General features: G+C 60.3%; 15 protein-coding genes and 1 riboswitch. Of the genes, 8 read left to right on the top strand and 7 right to left on the bottom strand.

All coding sequences use genetic code 11. The annotated features are described in order from the left end of the window. From relA to C9383_RS27715, 3 genes are read left to right on the top strand one after another with little or no spacing between them, the layout of a single operon-like run. Nucleotides 1–2,244 carry a GTP diphosphokinase gene (gene relA / locus C9383_RS27705; RefSeq protein ID WP_060756103.1) on the top strand — a complete coding sequence of 748 codons (2,244 nt, stop codon included), beginning with the start codon at nt 1–3 and terminating at the stop codon, nt 2,242–2,244. Further along, nucleotides 2,244–3,077: a nucleoside triphosphate pyrophosphohydrolase gene (mazG, locus tag C9383_RS27710; RefSeq protein WP_090369443.1), complete on the top strand. Its 834-nt coding sequence runs from the start codon at nt 2,244–2,246 to the stop codon at nt 3,075–3,077. Before relA ends, mazG begins: the two co-directional genes overlap by 1 nt. 25 nt (nt 3,078–3,102) lie before the next feature. Then, nucleotides 3,103–3,648 (top strand): DUF2058 domain-containing protein, encoded by a 546-nt coding sequence (locus tag C9383_RS27715; protein ID WP_060756101.1) that lies wholly within the window; start codon nt 3,103–3,105, stop codon nt 3,646–3,648. A 59-nt stretch (nt 3,649–3,707) separates the two neighbouring features. Here C9383_RS27715 and C9383_RS27720 read toward each other — a convergent pair whose 3' ends face one another. The 7 genes from C9383_RS27720 to purM form a co-directional block, all read right to left on the bottom strand. After that, entirely contained in the window at nt 3,708–5,819 is a 2,112-nt protein-coding gene (locus C9383_RS27720; protein ID WP_090369445.1) for a TonB-dependent receptor, read from the bottom strand. Nucleotides 5,820–5,830: 11 nt separating this feature from the next. After that, entirely contained in the window at nt 5,831–7,042 is a 1,212-nt protein-coding gene (locus tag C9383_RS27725) for an MFS transporter (RefSeq protein WP_090369447.1), read from the bottom strand. Next, entirely contained in the window at nt 7,032–8,960 is a 1,929-nt protein-coding gene (locus C9383_RS27730) for an IucA/IucC family protein (RefSeq protein WP_090369449.1), read from the bottom strand. Before C9383_RS27730 ends, C9383_RS27725 begins: the two co-directional genes overlap by 11 nt. 207 nt (nt 8,961–9,167) lie before the next feature. Further along, the gene (locus tag C9383_RS27735; RefSeq protein ID WP_060756097.1) at nt 9,168–9,356 is read right to left on the bottom strand and encodes a hypothetical protein; all 189 of its coding nucleotides are present in this window, start codon (nt 9,354–9,356) and stop codon (nt 9,168–9,170) included. Nucleotides 9,357–9,620: 264 nt separating this feature from the next. Continuing rightward, a complete protein-coding gene (locus C9383_RS27740) occupies nt 9,621–10,334 on the bottom strand; it encodes a DUF3108 domain-containing protein (protein ID WP_090369451.1) in 714 nt (237 codons plus the stop codon). An 8-nt stretch (nt 10,335–10,342) separates the two neighbouring features. Next, nucleotides 10,343–10,993 carry a phosphoribosylglycinamide formyltransferase gene (gene purN / locus C9383_RS27745; RefSeq protein WP_090369453.1) on the bottom strand — a complete coding sequence of 217 codons (651 nt, stop codon included), beginning with the start codon at nt 10,991–10,993 and terminating at the stop codon, nt 10,343–10,345. Next, nucleotides 10,993–12,051, bottom strand: a complete 1,059-nt coding sequence (gene purM / locus C9383_RS27750; protein WP_090369455.1) for a phosphoribosylformylglycinamidine cyclo-ligase — start codon at nt 12,049–12,051, stop codon at nt 10,993–10,995. Before purM ends, purN begins: the two co-directional genes overlap by 1 nt. A gap of 353 nt (nt 12,052–12,404) precedes the next feature. Here purM and C9383_RS27755 point away from each other — a divergent pair, with 353 nt between their 5' ends. From C9383_RS27755 to C9383_RS27775, 5 genes are all read left to right on the top strand, one after another. After that, entirely contained in the window at nt 12,405–13,445 is a 1,041-nt protein-coding gene (locus tag C9383_RS27755) for a DUF2066 domain-containing protein (RefSeq protein ID WP_060756093.1), read from the top strand. 55 nt (nt 13,446–13,500) lie between these two features. Beyond that, nucleotides 13,501–14,574, top strand: a complete 1,074-nt coding sequence (locus C9383_RS27760) for an AI-2E family transporter (protein ID WP_060756092.1) — start codon at nt 13,501–13,503, stop codon at nt 14,572–14,574. A gap of 205 nt (nt 14,575–14,779) precedes the next feature. After that, nucleotides 14,780–15,484, top strand: coding sequence for a DnaA regulatory inactivator Hda (hda, locus tag C9383_RS27765; protein ID WP_090369457.1), 705 nt, complete (start codon nt 14,780–14,782; stop codon nt 15,482–15,484). A gap of 213 nt (nt 15,485–15,697) precedes the next feature. After that, the gene (locus C9383_RS27770) at nt 15,698–16,327 is read left to right on the top strand and encodes a C40 family peptidase (protein ID WP_090369459.1); all 630 of its coding nucleotides are present in this window, start codon (nt 15,698–15,700) and stop codon (nt 16,325–16,327) included. Nucleotides 16,328–16,472: 145 nt separating this feature from the next. Further along, nucleotides 16,473–17,009 (top strand): C40 family peptidase, encoded by a 537-nt coding sequence (locus C9383_RS27775; RefSeq protein ID WP_090369461.1) that lies wholly within the window; start codon nt 16,473–16,475, stop codon nt 17,007–17,009. 96 nt (nt 17,010–17,105) lie between these two features. Further along, a riboswitch (cobalamin riboswitch) is annotated at nt 17,106–17,353 on the top strand. Nucleotides 17,354–17,361: the final 8 nt, after the last annotated feature.

Genomic DNA, 17,361 nt, shown 5'->3' on the forward strand with positions numbered 1-17,361 from the left:
ATGGTACAGGTGAGAGCACACCAGCCGATCAACACCGACGGCAGTATCAATCTCGAGGCATGGCTGGATCATGCCGTCAGTGTCGACCCGGCACTGGACCGTGAAGCCTTGAAGGCCGCTTGCGAGTTCGCTCGTGAGTCCGAGCAGCAAAACAATGCGGCCAAGAACCTGTGGGCCGAGGGCACTTCGAGCTTTCGTACCGGGCTTGAGATCGCCGAGATCCTCGCCGATCTCAAGCTCGACCAGGATTCGCTGATCGCCGCCGTGCTCTATCGCGGCGTGCGTGAAGGGCATATCGAGCTGGCCACCGTCAGCCAGCGCTTTGGCGCCTTGGTCGCCAAGCTCATCGATGGCGTGGCACGCATGGCCGCCATCAGTGCCAGCCTCAGCCCGCGCCAATCGATGGTGATGGGCACCCAGGGCCAGGTGGAAAACCTGCGCAAGATGCTGGTGGCGATGGTCGACGACGTGCGCGTCGCCCTGATCAAGCTGGCCGAACGTACCTGCGCGATCCGGGCGGTGAAGACGGCCGATGATGAAAAGCGCAACCGCGTTGCGCGCGAAGTCTTTGATATCTATGCGCCGCTGGCGCATCGCCTGGGTATCGGCCATATCAAGTGGGAGCTGGAGGACTTGTCCTTCCGCTACCTCGAACCCGAACAATACAAGCAGATCGCCACGCTGCTGCATGAGCGGCGGCTCGACCGCGAGCGCTTTATCTCCGACGTGATGAACCAGCTGCGTTCGGAGTTGCAGGCCACCGGCGTCGAAGCCGATATCAGTGGCCGCGCCAAGCACATCTATTCGATCTGGCGCAAAATGCAACGCAAGGGCCTGGCCTTCAGCCAGATCTACGATGTGCGCGCCGTGCGCGTGCTGGTGCCGGAAATGCGCGACTGCTACACCGCGCTGGGCATTGTCCACACCTTGTGGCGGCACATTCCCAAGGAGTTCGACGACTACATCGCCAACCCCAAGGAAAACGGCTACCGCTCGCTGCACACCGCGGTGATCGGCCCCGAGGGCAAGGTGCTGGAAGTGCAGATCCGCACCCACGCCATGCACGAAGAGGCGGAGCTGGGCGTGTGCGCGCACTGGCGCTACAAAGGCACCGACGTCAAGGCCGGGTCCAACCAGTACGAAGAGAAGATCTCCTGGCTGCGCCAAGTGCTGGAGTGGCACGAAGAACTGGGCGACATCGGCGGCCTGGCCGAACAGCTGCGCGTGGATATCGAACCGGACCGGGTCTATATCTTCACCCCCGACGGCCATGCCATCGACTTGCCCAAGGGCGCCACGCCGTTGGACTTTGCCTACCGCGTACACACTGAAATCGGCCACAACTGCCGCGGCGCCAAGATCAACGGGCGTATCGTGCCGCTCAACTACACCCTGCAGACCGGTGAACAGGTCGAGATCATCACCAGCAAGCATGGTACGCCGAGCCGCGACTGGCTGAACCCGAACCTGGGCTACATCACCACGTCGCGGGCGCGGGCGAAGATCGTGCACTGGTTCAAATTGCAGGCGCGCGACCAGAACGTCGCGGCCGGTAAAACCTTGCTTGAACGCGAACTGGCGCGCCTGGGCTTGCCGCAGGTGGACTTCGACAAGCTGGCTGAAAAGGCCAACATGAAGATTGCCGAAGACATGTTCGCCGCCCTGGGCGCTGGCGACCTGCGCCTGGCGCAACTGGTCAACCTGGCCCAGCAGTTGGTCGAGCCGGAGCGCGGCAGCGAGCAGCTGGAACTCATTCCACGCAAAGCCGCCGGCTACAAGCCCGGCAAGCGTGGCGATATCCAGATCCAGGGTGTGGGCAACCTGATGACGCAAATGGCCGGCTGCTGCCAGCCGTTGCCGGGGGACGCCATCGTCGGCTACATCACCCAGGGCCGTGGTGTCAGCATTCACCGGCAGGACTGTGCCTCGGTGCTGCAGTTGGCCGGGCGCGAGCCTGAACGGATCATCCAGGTCAGTTGGGGGCCGGTGCCGGTGCTCACCTATCCGGTGGACATCGTGATTCGTGCGTACGACCGTTCCGGCCTGCTGCGTGACGTGTCCCAGGTGCTGCTCAACGAGCGGATCAACGTGTTGGCGGTCAACACCCGTTCGAACAAGGAGGACAACACTGCGTTGATGTCCCTGACGATCGAGATCCCGGGCCTGGATGCGCTGGGGCGGTTGTTGGGGCGTATTTCCCAGTTGCCGAACATCATCGAGACCCGGCGCAACCGCACACCATGATGTATTCACTCGACGACCTGCTGTACCTGATGAACCGCCTGCGGGACCCGCAATACGGGTGCCCGTGGGACATCAGGCAAACCTACGCGACCATTGTCCCGCACACTTTGGAGGAGGCTTATGAAGTCGCCGACGCCATCGAGCGCGGCGACTTCGACCATCTGCAAGGTGAGCTGGGCGACCTGTTGTTCCAGGTGGTTTATTACAGCCAGTTGGCACGGGAGGAGGGGCGTTTCGAATTTGCCGGCGTGATCGACGGCATCACGCGCAAATTGATTCGCCGCCATCCTCACGTGTTCCCGACGGGCGATCTGTATGCGCCATTGGATGTTCCGCGGTTGAGCGAAGAGCAGGTCAAGGAGCGTTGGGAGCAGATCAAGGCTGAGGAGCGCGCAGAAAAGTCCGATACACCGCTGCAGCTTTCCCTGCTGGACGATGTGCCCACGGCACTGCCTTCGTTGTCCCGTGCCGCTAAATTGCAAAAGCGCGCCAGCCAGGTCGGCTTCGACTGGCCCGCCGCCTTGCCGGTGGTGGATAACGTGCGCGAAGAGCTGGATGAAGTGCTTGAAGCCATGGCTGATAACGACTCGGCCGCGATCGCAGATGAAGTCGGCGACCTGCTGTTTGCAGCGGTCAACCTCGCCCGGCATCTCAAGGTTGACCCGGAAACCGCGCTGCGCAGCGCCAATGCCAAATTTGAACGACGTTTCCGATTTATCGAACAGGCATTGCGCGATACCCAGCGTCCCATAGAAGATTGCACCCTCGAAGAGTTGGACGCCCTGTGGGGCGAAGCCAAACGTCAGGAAAAGAACGTGTCCAACTGCGGTTGAGCAGTTGCCTAAGTGAGTAAGCACCATGAGCCTTTCCCTTCGCGACCAGTTGCTCAAAGCAGGTCTGGTCAACCAAAAGCAGGCCAAGCAGGTCGGCAAAGAGAAACAGAAGCAGCAGCGCCTGGTTCACAAAGGCCAGGCCGAGGCCGATGACACCCAGGCCCGCCTGGCTGCCGAGGCGAAAGCCGAGAAGGTCAAGCGCGACCAGGAATTGAACCGCCAGCAGCAGGAAAAAGCCGAGGCCAAGGCCCGCACCGCGCAGGTCAAGCAGTTGATCGAGACGTCGCGCCTGCCGAAGCTGACCACCGAGGATTACTACAACTTCGTGGATGACAAGAAGGTCAAGCGCCTGTCGGTCAACACCTTGATGCGCAACAAGCTGAGCAACGGCTCCCTGGCGATCGTCCACCACGGTGGCGGTTATGAGGTAATCCCGCGTGAAGCGGCGCTGAAGATCCAGGAGCGCGCACCGGAGCGTATCGTGCAGCTCAACATCCTGACTGAAAGCCAGGTGCCGGATGAGGATGATCCGTACGCCGCCTACCAGATCCCGGATGATCTGATGTGGTAAAGCCCTAGAAACAACAAACCCCGCTCAAAAGGCGGGGTTTGTGCTTTCAGCCAAGCGTATTACCAATCCACGGCGTAACTCACGCTGAAGGTACGACCCTCGGCATTCGGGTACGGCGCACGCGCGTTGGCCTGGGCGAACATGTTCTGGTAGTTGCGGTTGCTGAGGTTATAGATGGCCCCTTCCAGGCGACCCACCGGCAGCCTGACCGAACCCAGCAGGTCGACCAGGGTGTAACCCTGGATATCGCGACCGTTGTTGTCCTTGAACGCGGCATCATAGTCGTCCAGGCGCATGGCTTGCAGGCGCAGGCTGTAATCGTCGTGGTTATAGCCGACAAAGGCGGTGGTCTTGGCCGGGGAGATGCGTGTGGCAGGCAGGTCGATCCATTTACCGTTCTGCTGGGTCTCGCCTTTTGCATAGGCGTACGTGCCGCCGACGGACCACTGATCAGTGACGTTGTAGGTCAGGCTGGTTTCGATACCGCGTACACGTTCTTTCTGGTTGATCAGGCGCAACACGCGGTCATTGGCGTCATAGAACTGGGTGACGTCCGAGGTATTTTCGTACGCCGTGACGCTGGCCAGCCACTTGTCCCAGTTGCCGCGCCAGCCCAGTTCATAGCTGTCGACCTTGAGTGCTTGGGCATTGAGTTTCTGGATGTCGTACTGGCTGTTGACGTCCCGCAGGAAACGCTGGATATCCGGCAGGGAAAAGCCCTGGCTGAAGTTGACGAACACATCCTGGTTTTCGCTCAGGTGGTACACCGCACCGAGGTTGTAGAGGGTATCGTCATATTTCAGGGTGCCGCCCGGCAAGGTTGCCCGGTTGCCGGTCTGAACGATTTCTCCATAGGCGATGCTGTCGGCAACGTTACTTTCGATCCACTCGCGCCGGACGCCGCCGCGCAGGGTCCAGTCGTCGATGTCGTAGGACAGCTGACCAAAAATCGCCTTGGTGGTGGTCGTGATGTCCGGCCCCAGCTCGAAGGTGGTGCCGGTCTTGGTGTAGGTCAGACCATTGACCCGGTATTGATCGCCACGCTGGCGTGAGGTTTCGTGGTCATAGTCTGCGCCCCAGACCAGGTTGCCGGTCGCTGGGCCGATGTCGGGCATCTGCGTGTCGATGGCTGCACGCAGGCCGTAGACGTCCTGCACGCTGTTGTTATCGGAAACACCGGCGCGGCCCCGCGACAGGTCCGGGAAGAACAGCGCGTCGGCACGGCGCCAGTAACTTTCGACTTGCAGGCCCTGGCCGTAGAAATCCCTGTCGGTGTAATTGAGGTTGACCGCCTGGTTGTGGGTGAACGGTTGGTCGTCCAGGTCCAGGCCTTTTACCGCCACGGCGGTGTTGCTGTTGCGTGGGTCCTTGGTGTAACGGGTGTCCTGTTCATCTTTATAGTCTTGCAGCGACAGGCTGATCTTCTTGTCGTCATCCAGCTCGTAGCCGAAGCGGCCTTGAAGGTCGTAGGTATCGGTGTCCATGTTGCTGCCCTGGGACGTGTCCTGGGGGATGCGCTTGCCGTTGCCATCGAACTGGTCGTTGCGTTGTACGCCGTTGGCCGACACGTACCAATCCACCGGGCCCTTGCGCCCCGTGGCACTTTGGAACGCCTCGTAGGCGAACCCCTTGTGGCTTAGATTGTTGCCGGCGGTCATGCCGATCTTGCTGCTGAACGCGAGGTCTTCACCTTTGTTGCGCTTGGTGATGATGTTGATGATACCGCCCGAAGCTCCGGCTCCGTAGACGCTGCTTGCGCCGGAGATCACTTCGATGCGCTCGATGCTTTCCGGTGCCACGCTGTTGAGTTGGCGGAAGTTGTCGCGCGTCGCGTTCTGGGATACGCCGTCGATCAGGATCAGCGTGTTACGCCCGCGCAGGGTCTGGCCGAAGTTGCTCATACCGCCGCTGGACGGCGAAATGCCGGGTACCAGTTGCCCGAGGATATCCGCAACCCGTCGCCCTGCGCCCGCTTGCTGGCGGATCTGGGCTTCATCGATCACCTGCACCGAGCCTGGGATCGCGGCAATGCTGGTTTCACTGCGCGTGGCCGAGACGACGGTGGCCTGTAATTGCAGGTTAGTGGGCGCAGCTTCGGATGAGTCGGCCCAAGCGGGTGTACTGATGGAGCCGATCAGAGGCAACAGTGCTGCCCATTGCGATTTTTTCATTACCATGCCTTTCAATTATTAGAAGTATTGACAGAAAAAACGGATATCACGGATGTGCGGGTGTACGAGCGGATGGCGCGGATACCCAGGGCAGCCAGGGCGTAGGTGAGCGCGACCAGCCAGAAGCTGTGGGCCAGGCCGACCATTCCCATGCCGATGCCGCCCAGCAAGGCGCCGCACAGAGCGCCCGCCTTGGCGGCGCTGTTACCCAGGCCCAGTGCAAAACCCTGTTGCGCGGGCGCGACGGTGTTGGCGATCAATGTGTAGGCAACCGGCAGCAGCGCGCCTTGCCACAGGCCCCAGAGCAACCGGCTGGCGAGGAAGCCGAACCATTCGCTGGCGATTGCGGTGCACGCCAGGGTCAAGGCACAGGCCCATGTGACCCATTCGATGATGCGCAGCGTGTATGCCGGTGGGTGCCGGTCAAACAGGCGGCCCCACAGGGGCGCCGACAGCGCCAGGGTCAATGCGCTGGCGGCATAGCTGGCACCAATCAACCAGGCCGGTGCGTGTAAGACATCGGCGACGTACAAGGCATAAAACGGCTGGGGCATCATCTTGGCGGCCTGGATCAGCACGATGATCCCCAGCATCGCCCCAAGCCAGCCTTTGGGCAGGGCGGTGGGCGTGGACTTGTGTTTCGAGCGCACGCGTCGGGTATCGCCGGGCAAGAACAGGCTGACCACCGCACACGACAGGCAGACGGCCGTGGCGCTGTAGCAGAGCAGGGCGAACCCCGAGACATCCATCAGCCAGCCGCCCAATACGGGGCCGGCCAATGAACCCACGGCGGTCGCCGACTGCAGGCGCGCCATGATGTGACCGCGCCCGCTGGCGCCACAGCAGGCCAATGCGTAGGCTTGAGCTGCCGCGATAAAGCCGGCCAGCGCGCCCTGCGCCACACGGATGGCCACCAACAGCCAGGGATCGAAGGTGATGGCGGCCAGCGCCTGGCAGGCCGCTAGTGCGAGCAGGGCCCGAATGATCATGGGCTTGTGGCCGGTGCGGTCACCCAGGCGCCCCCACAGGGGCGTCAGGATCATCGCCGCCATCATCGGCCCGGCATATACCAGCGACGAAAGCAGGCCGGTGTAGTGGGCATTGGCGTCGCCAAGCAATTTCTGGATCTGCAGGGGCCAGAAGGGGCCACTCATTTCCATCGCCCCCATCGATACCAGCTGGATCACTACCAGCAGCCGCAGCGCTGTGCTGTTAGTGGGCATGTGTGTCGGCACTCAGCGGGTTCGGCAGGCGCCCGACGATATCCGCGTGGCTCTCCAGCAAACGCATGCGCATGAAGGACTTGGCCGGCCATGCCTGCTCCAGCAGCGCTTTGCGTTCGGCTTCCCAGCGTTGGGGGGCGACGACGTCGCGCAATTGGTCAAAGCACTGGCTGACTTGGGCCGCCAGTTCGTTCCAGAGCAGCGCCTGGGGCATATCGAAATAACGTGCGCTGAGCAGCACCAGTTCGCCCAAGTGGCACATGAAGACGGTGTGCAACAGTTTGTCGCGTACAAAGCCCGCATCGTCGTACAGGGTCATCTTGGGATCATGCAGCTCGATGTCCAGGCCTTGGGCGTGCAAGGTCTGGCGGTCGATGCGGATATCGCCGAAATCACGCAGTAGCAGGCGGCTCAACTGCCCGTCCGCAGCCATGACCATGAAGGAGTTCTGCTGGTGGGCCTCGAATGCGACGCCATAGCGCAGGTACATGCCGAGCAGGGCTGGCACGGCGATTGAGGCGTAGTCGCGAAAGAACCCGAGCATGGCGTCGGCATCGTCCCGGCCTTTGCTCAGGCGTACCCACTGCCTCAGCAGTGGCTGCCCGTGTTGGTCGATGGCAAACAGGCTGCCTACCGGAATGGCCAGCTCCCCCGGTTGAAGCTGACTCAGGGGGTTGTCACGGTAGAGCACGGCCAGATGGCGGGAATGTTCGTCATTGGCTGGTTGAGGCTTGAAATGCACACCGATCCGCTCGGGCACGATGCTCAGCACCTTTTGAATCGCGGGCTCGCGCGCCAGGATCGTCAGCAGCAACTGGCTGATGCGCGGGCCCATGCGCGCCGAACGCGGCGACACCGTGCGCTGTACGCTGGTCAGGCGCAGCGAAACAGGAAGCTTGACCATAGGGGTGTCAGCCCGGCCTTCAGGCAAGACCGTCCGGAAGGACATGGTGGGGTGGGCGGTGAACGCGACGATATCGGTCAGCACCAGCAGACGGTCACCTATCTCGTTGGCGAACAACTGGGGAAGCTCCTGGCGAGCTTGCCAAGGGTGGGCGGGCAGCGGCAGATAGTCGCTGGCTTCAAGGCCCTGGGCGGTGAGTTCGGTCACCAGTTGTTGCGCCGCGTGGGGAAACTGGGTTTGCCACCACTGCCAGTAATCCGCGGTACCCGCCAGCGTTTCGACGTGGGCGTACTGGCGGTGCAACGCACAGAGGATGACCGGGAAACGCGCTTCGAACTCGGGTGAGAAATCAATCACTTGATCGGTGCCCAGGCCCAGTTTGGTTTTGTAGTTGGGGTGCCAGGGGTGACCCAGCGTGCCCCACTGTTCAAGCACGGAAGTCGGGTTGGCAACGCTGGGTTCGTCCTTGAGGTAGCGCAGCAGGTTGGCCTGATGGGCCGCGCTCATCGAGGCGTGCAGCCTGAGGCTCCATTGCTCGTGAAACGCCAGGCACAGCGTGTCGTTGACGAAACTGTCGTCGATCTCGGTATTGAGGCGGTTCAGAACCTGCGGGTCGGCAGGCGTCTCGAGGGCGTCGTTAAGCAACGTCAGCAACTGCGAGGGGAATTGGATCTTCTGGTCCGCCAGATTGACTTGGCAAAGCGTGATCGGGCCACGCAGGTCCCAACTGGCCATGCGACCTGGGCGCAGGTGCTCGAAATGCAGATGGGCGTTATCGGACAGTGGTAGCCGGCAGTGACCTTGCTGGTCATAGGTGAGTGCGTTGGAGTCCAGCAGCCCTTCACGAAACAGGGCCTGGATCAGGCGTTGAAAGCTGCGTTGTGCTGCGGGTACGAGGGTGTCGATCAGTGTGTCGAGAGTTATACGATGAGCCAGAAATTGCGGAGCCGCCAGGGCTTCCCCCCAGCGTTTAAGCAATGATTGCTCCGGTGCACTGCTGTATTCATTCGACATGATGAACTCCCTTTGGTCATGTGGCGGCTGAAAAGTGCGCGAATATTATCGAGAATCATTACCAGTTGTCTATTTGTTGCTGCATACAACTGAATCGTTTATGCGCGATGCTGATGACCAAAACGAAAAACCCCGCTCGAGGGCGGGGTTTTTGGGCGGTAGGGGCCTCAGCTGCGTGGGCTGGGGGCCTACTCGAATTTCAGAGTTTCAGGAGCTTTGTGCCTGGCGTTTCATTTCGAGAATTTCGAGCTCGTTTTTATAATTGTTGGCATCGCTCTCGTTATGAAACATACCGACCAATACGTCTTGCTGATGGACATCCCAGATGTGAATCCCGTGAGCTACCGCTTCGTGGGACATATGTTCGTCGTCGCGTTCAGTTACTTTTACAGTCATCTGCTTGCTCCAATCTCTGGTTGATCTGCGGCAAGTCGTCGCAGGCCTTTGTTATATATTTTGTTAGCTTGCTAAGTAAACTGATTTTGCGCGCAACAATTAATTGCAGAAACTGCAACAGTCCTGCAGGCCGCGCAAATAGCGACATTGCGTCGCAGAGGCTGGAGTTTTATGACAGAAGTTTCATGTTGGCATCCGCCGATTGGCTAATCGACAGGCGAAAAAAAGCCCCGCATTCGCGAGGCTCTTCGTCGTGTCGTTCGGTCAGTTGCCTTTGACAGGCTTGCCGTCAACGGTGCCGTCCAACAGCATGATGTTGTATTCCTTGCCGTCGGTTTCGACCTGACGCAGGGCAACCAGGATGCCGCCCCAGTCCTTGGCGAACCACATTTGGGTGATGCGCTTGGTCTGCGACGGATCGCGCACGCGCTCGACCTTGATTGCATCAATCGAGCCGGCCTTGGTCTGGACTTTTTCCGGGCCAATCACGCGGAAGTCGTAGGTGTCGGTGTCGGTGCCCTCAGCCACGCGGTAGCTCATGCTTTTTTTGCCGGCAGCCACATCGCGTTGCAAGGCCAACTGATAGGTCGACTTGTCGAGCATGCCGCTTTCGAGGGTGACGTTGACCGGGTCTTTGTTTTCGAAGCCGGTGATCTTGTTGGTCGCGTAGTCGAAGTCCAGGTTGATCTTCTTCGCCTTGCCCAGGCCGCCGCGTTCGAAGGTGTAGCTCTTGGGTTGCAGAGCGTCCTTCTCAACCTTGATCACGCTGGTTTCGGTGAGGCTGGCGATCATCATGGACGCCTTGAAGTTCAAGGTCCACGTGCCATCGCTGTTGTGGGTGAGGCTGCGTTCAGCCGAACCACTCATGGGCAACTGTTTCCAGTCGGCGGTGTAGCTGGCGGAGAAAGGGTGTAAATCTGCTGCTTGCACGGCTGGCAAAGCAAACAGCGCAAAAGCGAAGAGCAAGGCGCGACGCATAAAATCTCCTAGGTTCGAATCAAGTGGCCGCTGGCCGCGAGTAACTGGCCGTCCAATAATGCACCCTGCGCACCAAGAATCAACCGACCCTCGGCAAACCAGCGAACTGCCAGCGGGTAAATCTTGTGTTCCTGGGCGTGAACCCGTTGCGCAAGCGTCTGCGCTGAGTCTGTCGACTCTACCGGAACCACTGCCTGTACGACCAGAGGTCCGCCATCGAGTTCCTCGGTAACGAAGTGAACGCTGCAGCCATGCTCGGTGTCGCCGGCGTCGAGCGCACGCTGATGGGTGTGCATGCCTTTGTACTTGGGCAGCAGGGAAGGGTGGATATTGAGCAGGCGCCCTTCATAGTGGCGCACGAAGCCAGCGCTGAGAATGCGCATGAAGCCGGCAAGGACCACGAGTTTGGGGTTGAAGGCGTCGATGAGTTCGATCAAGGCGTTGTCGAAGGCTTCGCGGCCGTCGAAAGCCTTGTGATCCAGGTCCCGGGTTTCAATGCCCGCGTCCCTGGCGCGTTGCAGGCCGTAGGCGTCGCTGCGGTTGGAAATCACCGCAGCGATGCGCACCGGGCTGTCGCCGGTGCGCGTGCTGTCGATCAGGGCCTGCAAGTTACTGCCGGTGCCGGAAAGCAGCACCACGACATCACAGGTCTGAGACATCAATGGGCCTTGAGGTTCTTCAGTTCAACCTGAGCCGCGCCTTCCGGGGCGGTTGCGATCTGGCCGATGACCCAAGGCTGCTCGCCGGCTTCGCGCAGTACGTTCAGCGCGGTTTCAACCTGGTCTTGTGCCACGCAGATGACCATGCCGACGCCGCAGTTCAGCACGCGGTGCATCTCGGTTTCGTCGACGTTGCCTTTTTCTTGCAGCCAGTCGAATACCGCAGGACGCTGCCAGCTGGCCACGTCGACGATCGCCTGGGCGCCTTTTGGCAGAACGCGTGGAATGTTGTCCAGCAGGCCGCCGCCGGTGATGTGCGCCATGGCCTTGACTGCGCCGGTGTCCTTGATCAGTTTGAGCAGTGGCTTGACGTAGATGCGCGTCGGGGCCATCAGCAGATCGGTCAGTGGCTTGCCGTCGAGCTGGGTGTTTTCGATGTCGGCGCCGGACACTTCGATGATCTTGCGGATCAGCGAGTAACCGTTGGAGTGCGGGCCGGACGATGGCAGTGCAAGCAGGGCGTCACCGGCGGCGACTTTGGTGCCGTCGATGATCTCGGCTTTTTCCACGACGCCAACGCAGAAGCCGGCCAGGTCGTAGTCTTCGCCTTCGTACATGCCTGGCATTTCAGCGGTTTCGCCGCCGACCAGGGAGCAACCCGACAGTTCGCAACCGGCGCCGATACCGGTGACCACTTGCGCGGCGGTGTCCACGTTCAGCTTGCCGGTGGCGTAGTAGTCGAGGAAGAACAGGGGCTCGGCACCGCAGACCACCAGGTCGTTGACGCACATGGCAACCAGGTCGATGCCGATGCTGTCGTGCTTGTTCAGGTTCAGGGCCAGGCGCAGCTTGGTGCCCACGCCGTCGGTGCCGGAGACCAGCACAGGCTGCTTGTAGCCGGCCGGGATTTCGCAGAGGGCACCAAAACCGCCCAGGCCGCCCATGACTTCAGGGCGCGCAGTGCGCTTGGCGACGCTCTTGATGCGTTCGACCAATGCTTCACCGGCGTCGATGTCTACACCGGCGTCCTTGTAGCTCAGGGAGGGTTGCTTGCTCATGATCCAGGCCTTTAGGGGGGATTCAGGGGTAACGACCGAGCGGCCAGGGGCTTTTGGTAAAAGGCCCAGCCATTGACGGTCTGCGAAGGCGCGCGATTTTATCAGGCTTGAGGGGCAGCGGCCATCCTCGCGCCGACGGGCAGGGCTATAAAGGTTAAAAAACGCGGTTAAAAATGCTAATCGCCGCTCTCGTCGTGTGTATTAAGGTATAGCCTTAACCCGCTATCGTTATGACAGTACGAAAACTTACCGGGCTCCTGTGAATGTTTTGTCGGTCGGTGTGGTCACAGCCTTGCCGAGCCGAGTTCAGGCGGCCTGTTCTACCCGTTAATTTTGTCGTTCGGGAATCTTCCATGCGTTTGTGTAAATTCTTTTTTGCAGGCTGTTTGTCGTTGGTCAGCCTGGCGAGTCATGCCGAAACCCTCAATGGCCTCTATCAAGTACTTGAACCTGTCAGCAGCCAGTCGCCCCAAGAGCGCGACCAGGCGACCCAGCGCGCCGTGCAGACCCTGGTGATCCGCCTGACCGGCGACGCCAAGGCCGCCGATGGCCCGGGCCTGGCGGCGATTCGCAAAGACCCGCAGCAGATCATTACCCAGTACGGCTACGACGCCGGCCCGCCGGAAAGCCTGCAGGTGGATTTCGACCCGGTCAGCACCGATCGCGCGTTGCGACAGGCGGGCCTGGCAATCTGGGGCAGCAACCGACCGTCGATTCTCGGCTGGTGGCTCAACGATTCCACGGACGGCAGCAGCCTGGTCGGCGATGGTCAAGCCGTTGCCCAGGCCCTGCGCCGGGCCGCGCAGCATCGTGGCTTGCCGTTGCGTCTGCCGCTGGGCGACCTGGATGAGCAGGTGGTCGCCACCGCTCCCAATCTTGAAAGCGCGGATGCCACGCCACTGCGCGCAGCCTCCGAGCGTTACGGCGCCGATGCATTGCTGGCGGTGCACGCCCGCCAGGATGGCAATCAGTGGCAGGCCAAATGGCGCCTGTGGCTGGGTGACAAAAGCGAGCAGGGCACCGCCCAGGGGGCCGATACCGGAGCGGTAGCCGATGCCGTCATGTTGGCCGTCAGCGAAAAGCTGGCGCCACGGTTTGCCGTCAAGCCCGGTGTCAGTACCGAGCAGTTGCTGGAAGTGCAGGGCATGAACCTGGAGCGCTACGCAGCCCTGGGCCATCTTCTGGAGCCCTTTGGGGGCCAGCCGCTGCTCGTGGATGGCAGCCGTATTGTGTATCGAGTCAATGGCAGTGCCGATCAGTTGCGTACCCAGTTGAGCCTGGCCAAGTTGCAGGAAGTGCCTGCCGGTCAGGCGCCGGCCCAGCAGCCGGTGGCAGATGGCTCCCAGGCGCCCGCAACTCCCGAGCCGCAGGCGCAACTACGTTTTCATTGGTAAATAATCGTCTTTCTTCTATATAGAGGAAGGCAGTCACTGACAGATGGAGTGGTGTATGGCGGATACGCGTCGTTGGGTGTGGCTTGGCGGGATTGTCCTGCTATGCGTTTTTGTATTCCTGCTGCATTCGATCCTGACGCCGTTCCTGGTCGCGTTGCTGCTCGCTTACCTGTTCGATCCCGTGGTGGATCGCCTGGAGAAAGTCGGCATGTCACGCACCTGGGGTGTGGTGACGGTGTTTGTCCTGTTTACCTTGATCATCACCACATTGGTGCTGGTGCTGGTGCCGATGCTGGCCAAGCAGTTGTTTCGCTTGTATGAACTGGCGCCGCAAATGCTCGACTGGTTGCAGCACACGGCGATGCCGTGGGCCCAGGCCAAGTTGGGGCTGGCGGATGGCTTCTGGAAGTTCGACAAGGTCAAGGCGGCAATCAGTGAGCATATGGGGCAGACCACCGATATTGTCGGTGCGGTGCTCAGCCAGGCCACGGCCTCCAGCCTTGCTCTGATTGGTTGGCTGACCAACCTGGTGCTGATCCCGGTGGTGGCGTTTTACTTGCTGCGCGACTGGGACATCATGATGGCCAAGATCCGCAGCCTGCTGCCGCGTGATCGTGAGGAACGCATTGTGTCCCTGGCGAACGAGTGCCATGAGGTGCTTGGCGCGTTCGTGCGCGGTCAGTTGTTGGTGATGCTCGCGCTCGGAATCATCTACGCGGCAGGTTTGATGGCGATTGGTCTGGAGCTCGGCCTGTTGATCGGCTTGATCGCCGGGTTGGCGGCTATCGTGCCGTACATGGGGTTTGTGATCGGGATTGGTTCGGCGCTGGTGGCAGGGCTGTTCCAGTTTGGCGGTGACTTGTACCCGATGCTGGGGATTGTCGCGGTGTTCATGGTGGGTCAGGCGTTGGAAGGCATGGTGTTGACGCCATTGCTGGTAGGCGACCGGATCGGCCTGCATCCGGTGGCGGTGATCTTTGCGATCCTGGCGGGCGGTGAGCTGTTCGGCTTCACTGGCATCTTGCTGGCGCTGCCGGTGGCGGCGGTGATCATGGTGCTGGTGCGTCATGTGCACGATCTATACAAGGATTCCGATGTGTACACGGGGGTCGAAGATCCTGAGCTGTAACCTCTACATGACAAACCCGGCCTCGGCCGGGTTTGTTGTTTCTGGGCCGCAAGGTGTCAAACAATTTGCGCAAACAGCCCCAGGCTGACGCAAACCTTTGATTTTGCTTGTTGTCTGCTGCATTGTGCGCCTGGCGTCACGGGTATAAACTTTGCAAACTTTACACAGAGGCCACTCACGGTTCGTTTGGAGCCGTTCAGTCAGCATGAAACCGATTCAGCTGCCCCTAGGGGTGCGTCTGCGTGATGACGCCACCTTTATCAACTACTACCCAGGCGCCAATGCCGCTGCACTCGGCTATGTCGAGCGGCTCTGCGAAGCCGACGCCGGGTGGACTGAAAGCCTGATCTATCTGTGGGGCAAGCACGGCGTGGGGCGTACTCACCTGTTGCAGGCCGCGTGCCTGCGTTTCGAGCAGATGGGGGAGCCGGCGGTGTACCTGCCGTTGGCTGAGTTGATGGACCGTGGTATCGGGATCTTCGACCATCTTGAGCAGTACGAGCTGGTGTGTCTGGATGATCTGCAAGTGATCGCCGGCAAGGCGGACTGGGAAGAGGCGTTGTTTCACCTGTTCAACCGCTTGCGCGACAGTGGCCGGCGCTTGTTGATTGCCGCCTCTACATCGCCGCGTGAGTTGCCGGTCAAGTTGGCCGACCTTAAATCACGCCTGACCCTTGCGCTGATTTTCCAGATGCGCCCCTTGTCCGACGAAGACAAGCTGCGGGCCTTGCAGCTGCGTGCATCCCGTCGCGGCCTGCACCTCACCGACGAAGTCGGGCACTTCATCCTCACTCGTGGCACCCGCAGCATGAGCGCGTTGTTCGATTTGCTCGAACAGCTCGATCAAGCCTCTTTGCAAGCCCAGCGCAAGCTGACCATCCCCTTCCTCAAAGAAACCCTTGGCTGGTAGCCAGCCCAGTCATTTCGGTGCTTTCGGCATATTTCAGGCGCCAGAAAACCTGCGTCTTGGCCACTTTGGCCGCGCAAAAGGCAGGTATGGGGTGTTAAGGGCTTAGATGTCATGGTCAAAACAAGAAGTCACATAGAGCACGATTGAATTTGCAAATCGATGTGATAGAAGGCATAGTCTCGACTTCTTTACACATCAGCCACGGTCGTGCCCATGCTAAATCGCTTCGCACCCCTCGTGCCCCTCGCACTTGTTACCCTGTTGTTTGGTTGCGCCTCCCACCCTCAACAAGTGGCTGAGCAGCACAAAACCCAACAGCAGTCCCAGGCAAAATTCGTTGCTTCCCAGTCTTCGACTGTCTATGAAGAAGAAGTGGCAACCGAAAAGGAACTGGCCGACTTCGCCGGCAACAAGCCTTACCAGCTCCCAGTTCTGGCCGACAGCATTCTTGAACGCGGCATGTCCCTGATCGGTACGCGTTACCGTTTCGGCGGTACCTCTGAAGCCGGTTTCGATTGCAGCGGCTTCATCGGCTATCTGTTTCGTGAAGAAGCCGGCATGAACCTGCCACGCTCGACGCGCGAAATGATCAACGTGAATGCACCGTTGGTCGCACGCAACAACCTCAAGCCGGGTGATCTGCTTTTCTTTAGCACAGCGGGTCGTGGTCGTGTCAGCCACGCCGGTATCTACTTGGGCGATAACCAGTTTATTCACTCCAGCAGCCGTCGCAGCGGTGGTGTTCGCGTCGACAGCCTGGGTGACAGCTACTGGAGCAAAACTTTCATCGAAGCCAAGCGCGCACTCGCCATGGCCCCGACTACGGTTACCGCTAGCAAGTAAAGTTAAAGTGATACTTGAAGTTTGATGTGTAAGCGCTAGAATCCCTGGATATTGTTGGAATCCGTTCGCGCAAGCTTTGCTTGCGCGTTCTGGTTTTCAGCGTTCGGCAGCGAAAAGCCGCATCCAGACCAGGATTGTTCTGCCCATGTCGACCTCAGCCCGCCTCATTCTGCTTGTTTGTGCCGCGCTCCTCAGCGCCTGCGCAAGCCGCCCACCATCCGCTCCAGTGGCCGTCAAGCCCAAGCCGGTGTTCAATTACTCCACACAGAGTTTCTCGCCGGCTGCCGAAGACGTGCTCTTCCGTGCGCTGGGCCTGGTCGGCACGCCTTATCGTTGGGGCGGCAACACGCCAGATTCCGGGTTTGATTGCAGTGGCCTGATCGGTTTCGTCTACCGTGATGCGGCGGGCATCTCGTTGCCGCGTACCACCCGCGAATTGATCGTGATGCGTGCGCAGAATGTCAGTGAGGAAAACCTGCAAACCGGTGACTTGCTGTTTTTCGCCACGGGCGGTGGTTCGCAGGTCAGCCATGCCGGTATCTACGTGGGTGAGGGGCGTTTTGTACACGCCCCACAGACTGGCGGTACGGTGAAGCTGGATACGTTGGCCAAAGCGTATTGGCAGAATGCTTACTTGAGTGCCAAGCGCGTGCTGCCGGCAAACCTGGCTCGTAATCCATAAACACCGCCTAACGCTGCAACAAGCGGGTGCAATGCCCGCTTGCCGCTTTGGCTTGTCCGGCCAGCTTTAATTGACGCTCCACCCCCAACCCACTAACCTTCGCGGCTTGTTCCAGGTGCTCTGTGACCTAGGGGTCGACAGGGTGAAACAGGGAAGCCGGTGAGTGAGCGCGCTTGTACACAGTGCTGCCGCGATCCCGGCGCTGCCCCCGCAACGGTAAATGAGTCAAGACGCTGCCTTTTGCCACTGTATCGCCCCGCGATATGGGAAGGCGCAACGTCGGCTTGCTCTTTTGTAGAGCGCCACTCATGAGCCCGGAGACCGGCCTGAAACATTCAACAGCATCACGGTG

It is taken from the genome of Pseudomonas palleroniana (genome assembly GCF_003031675.1).
Lineage (GTDB): Bacteria > Pseudomonadota > Gammaproteobacteria > Pseudomonadales > Pseudomonadaceae > Aquipseudomonas > Aquipseudomonas palleroniana.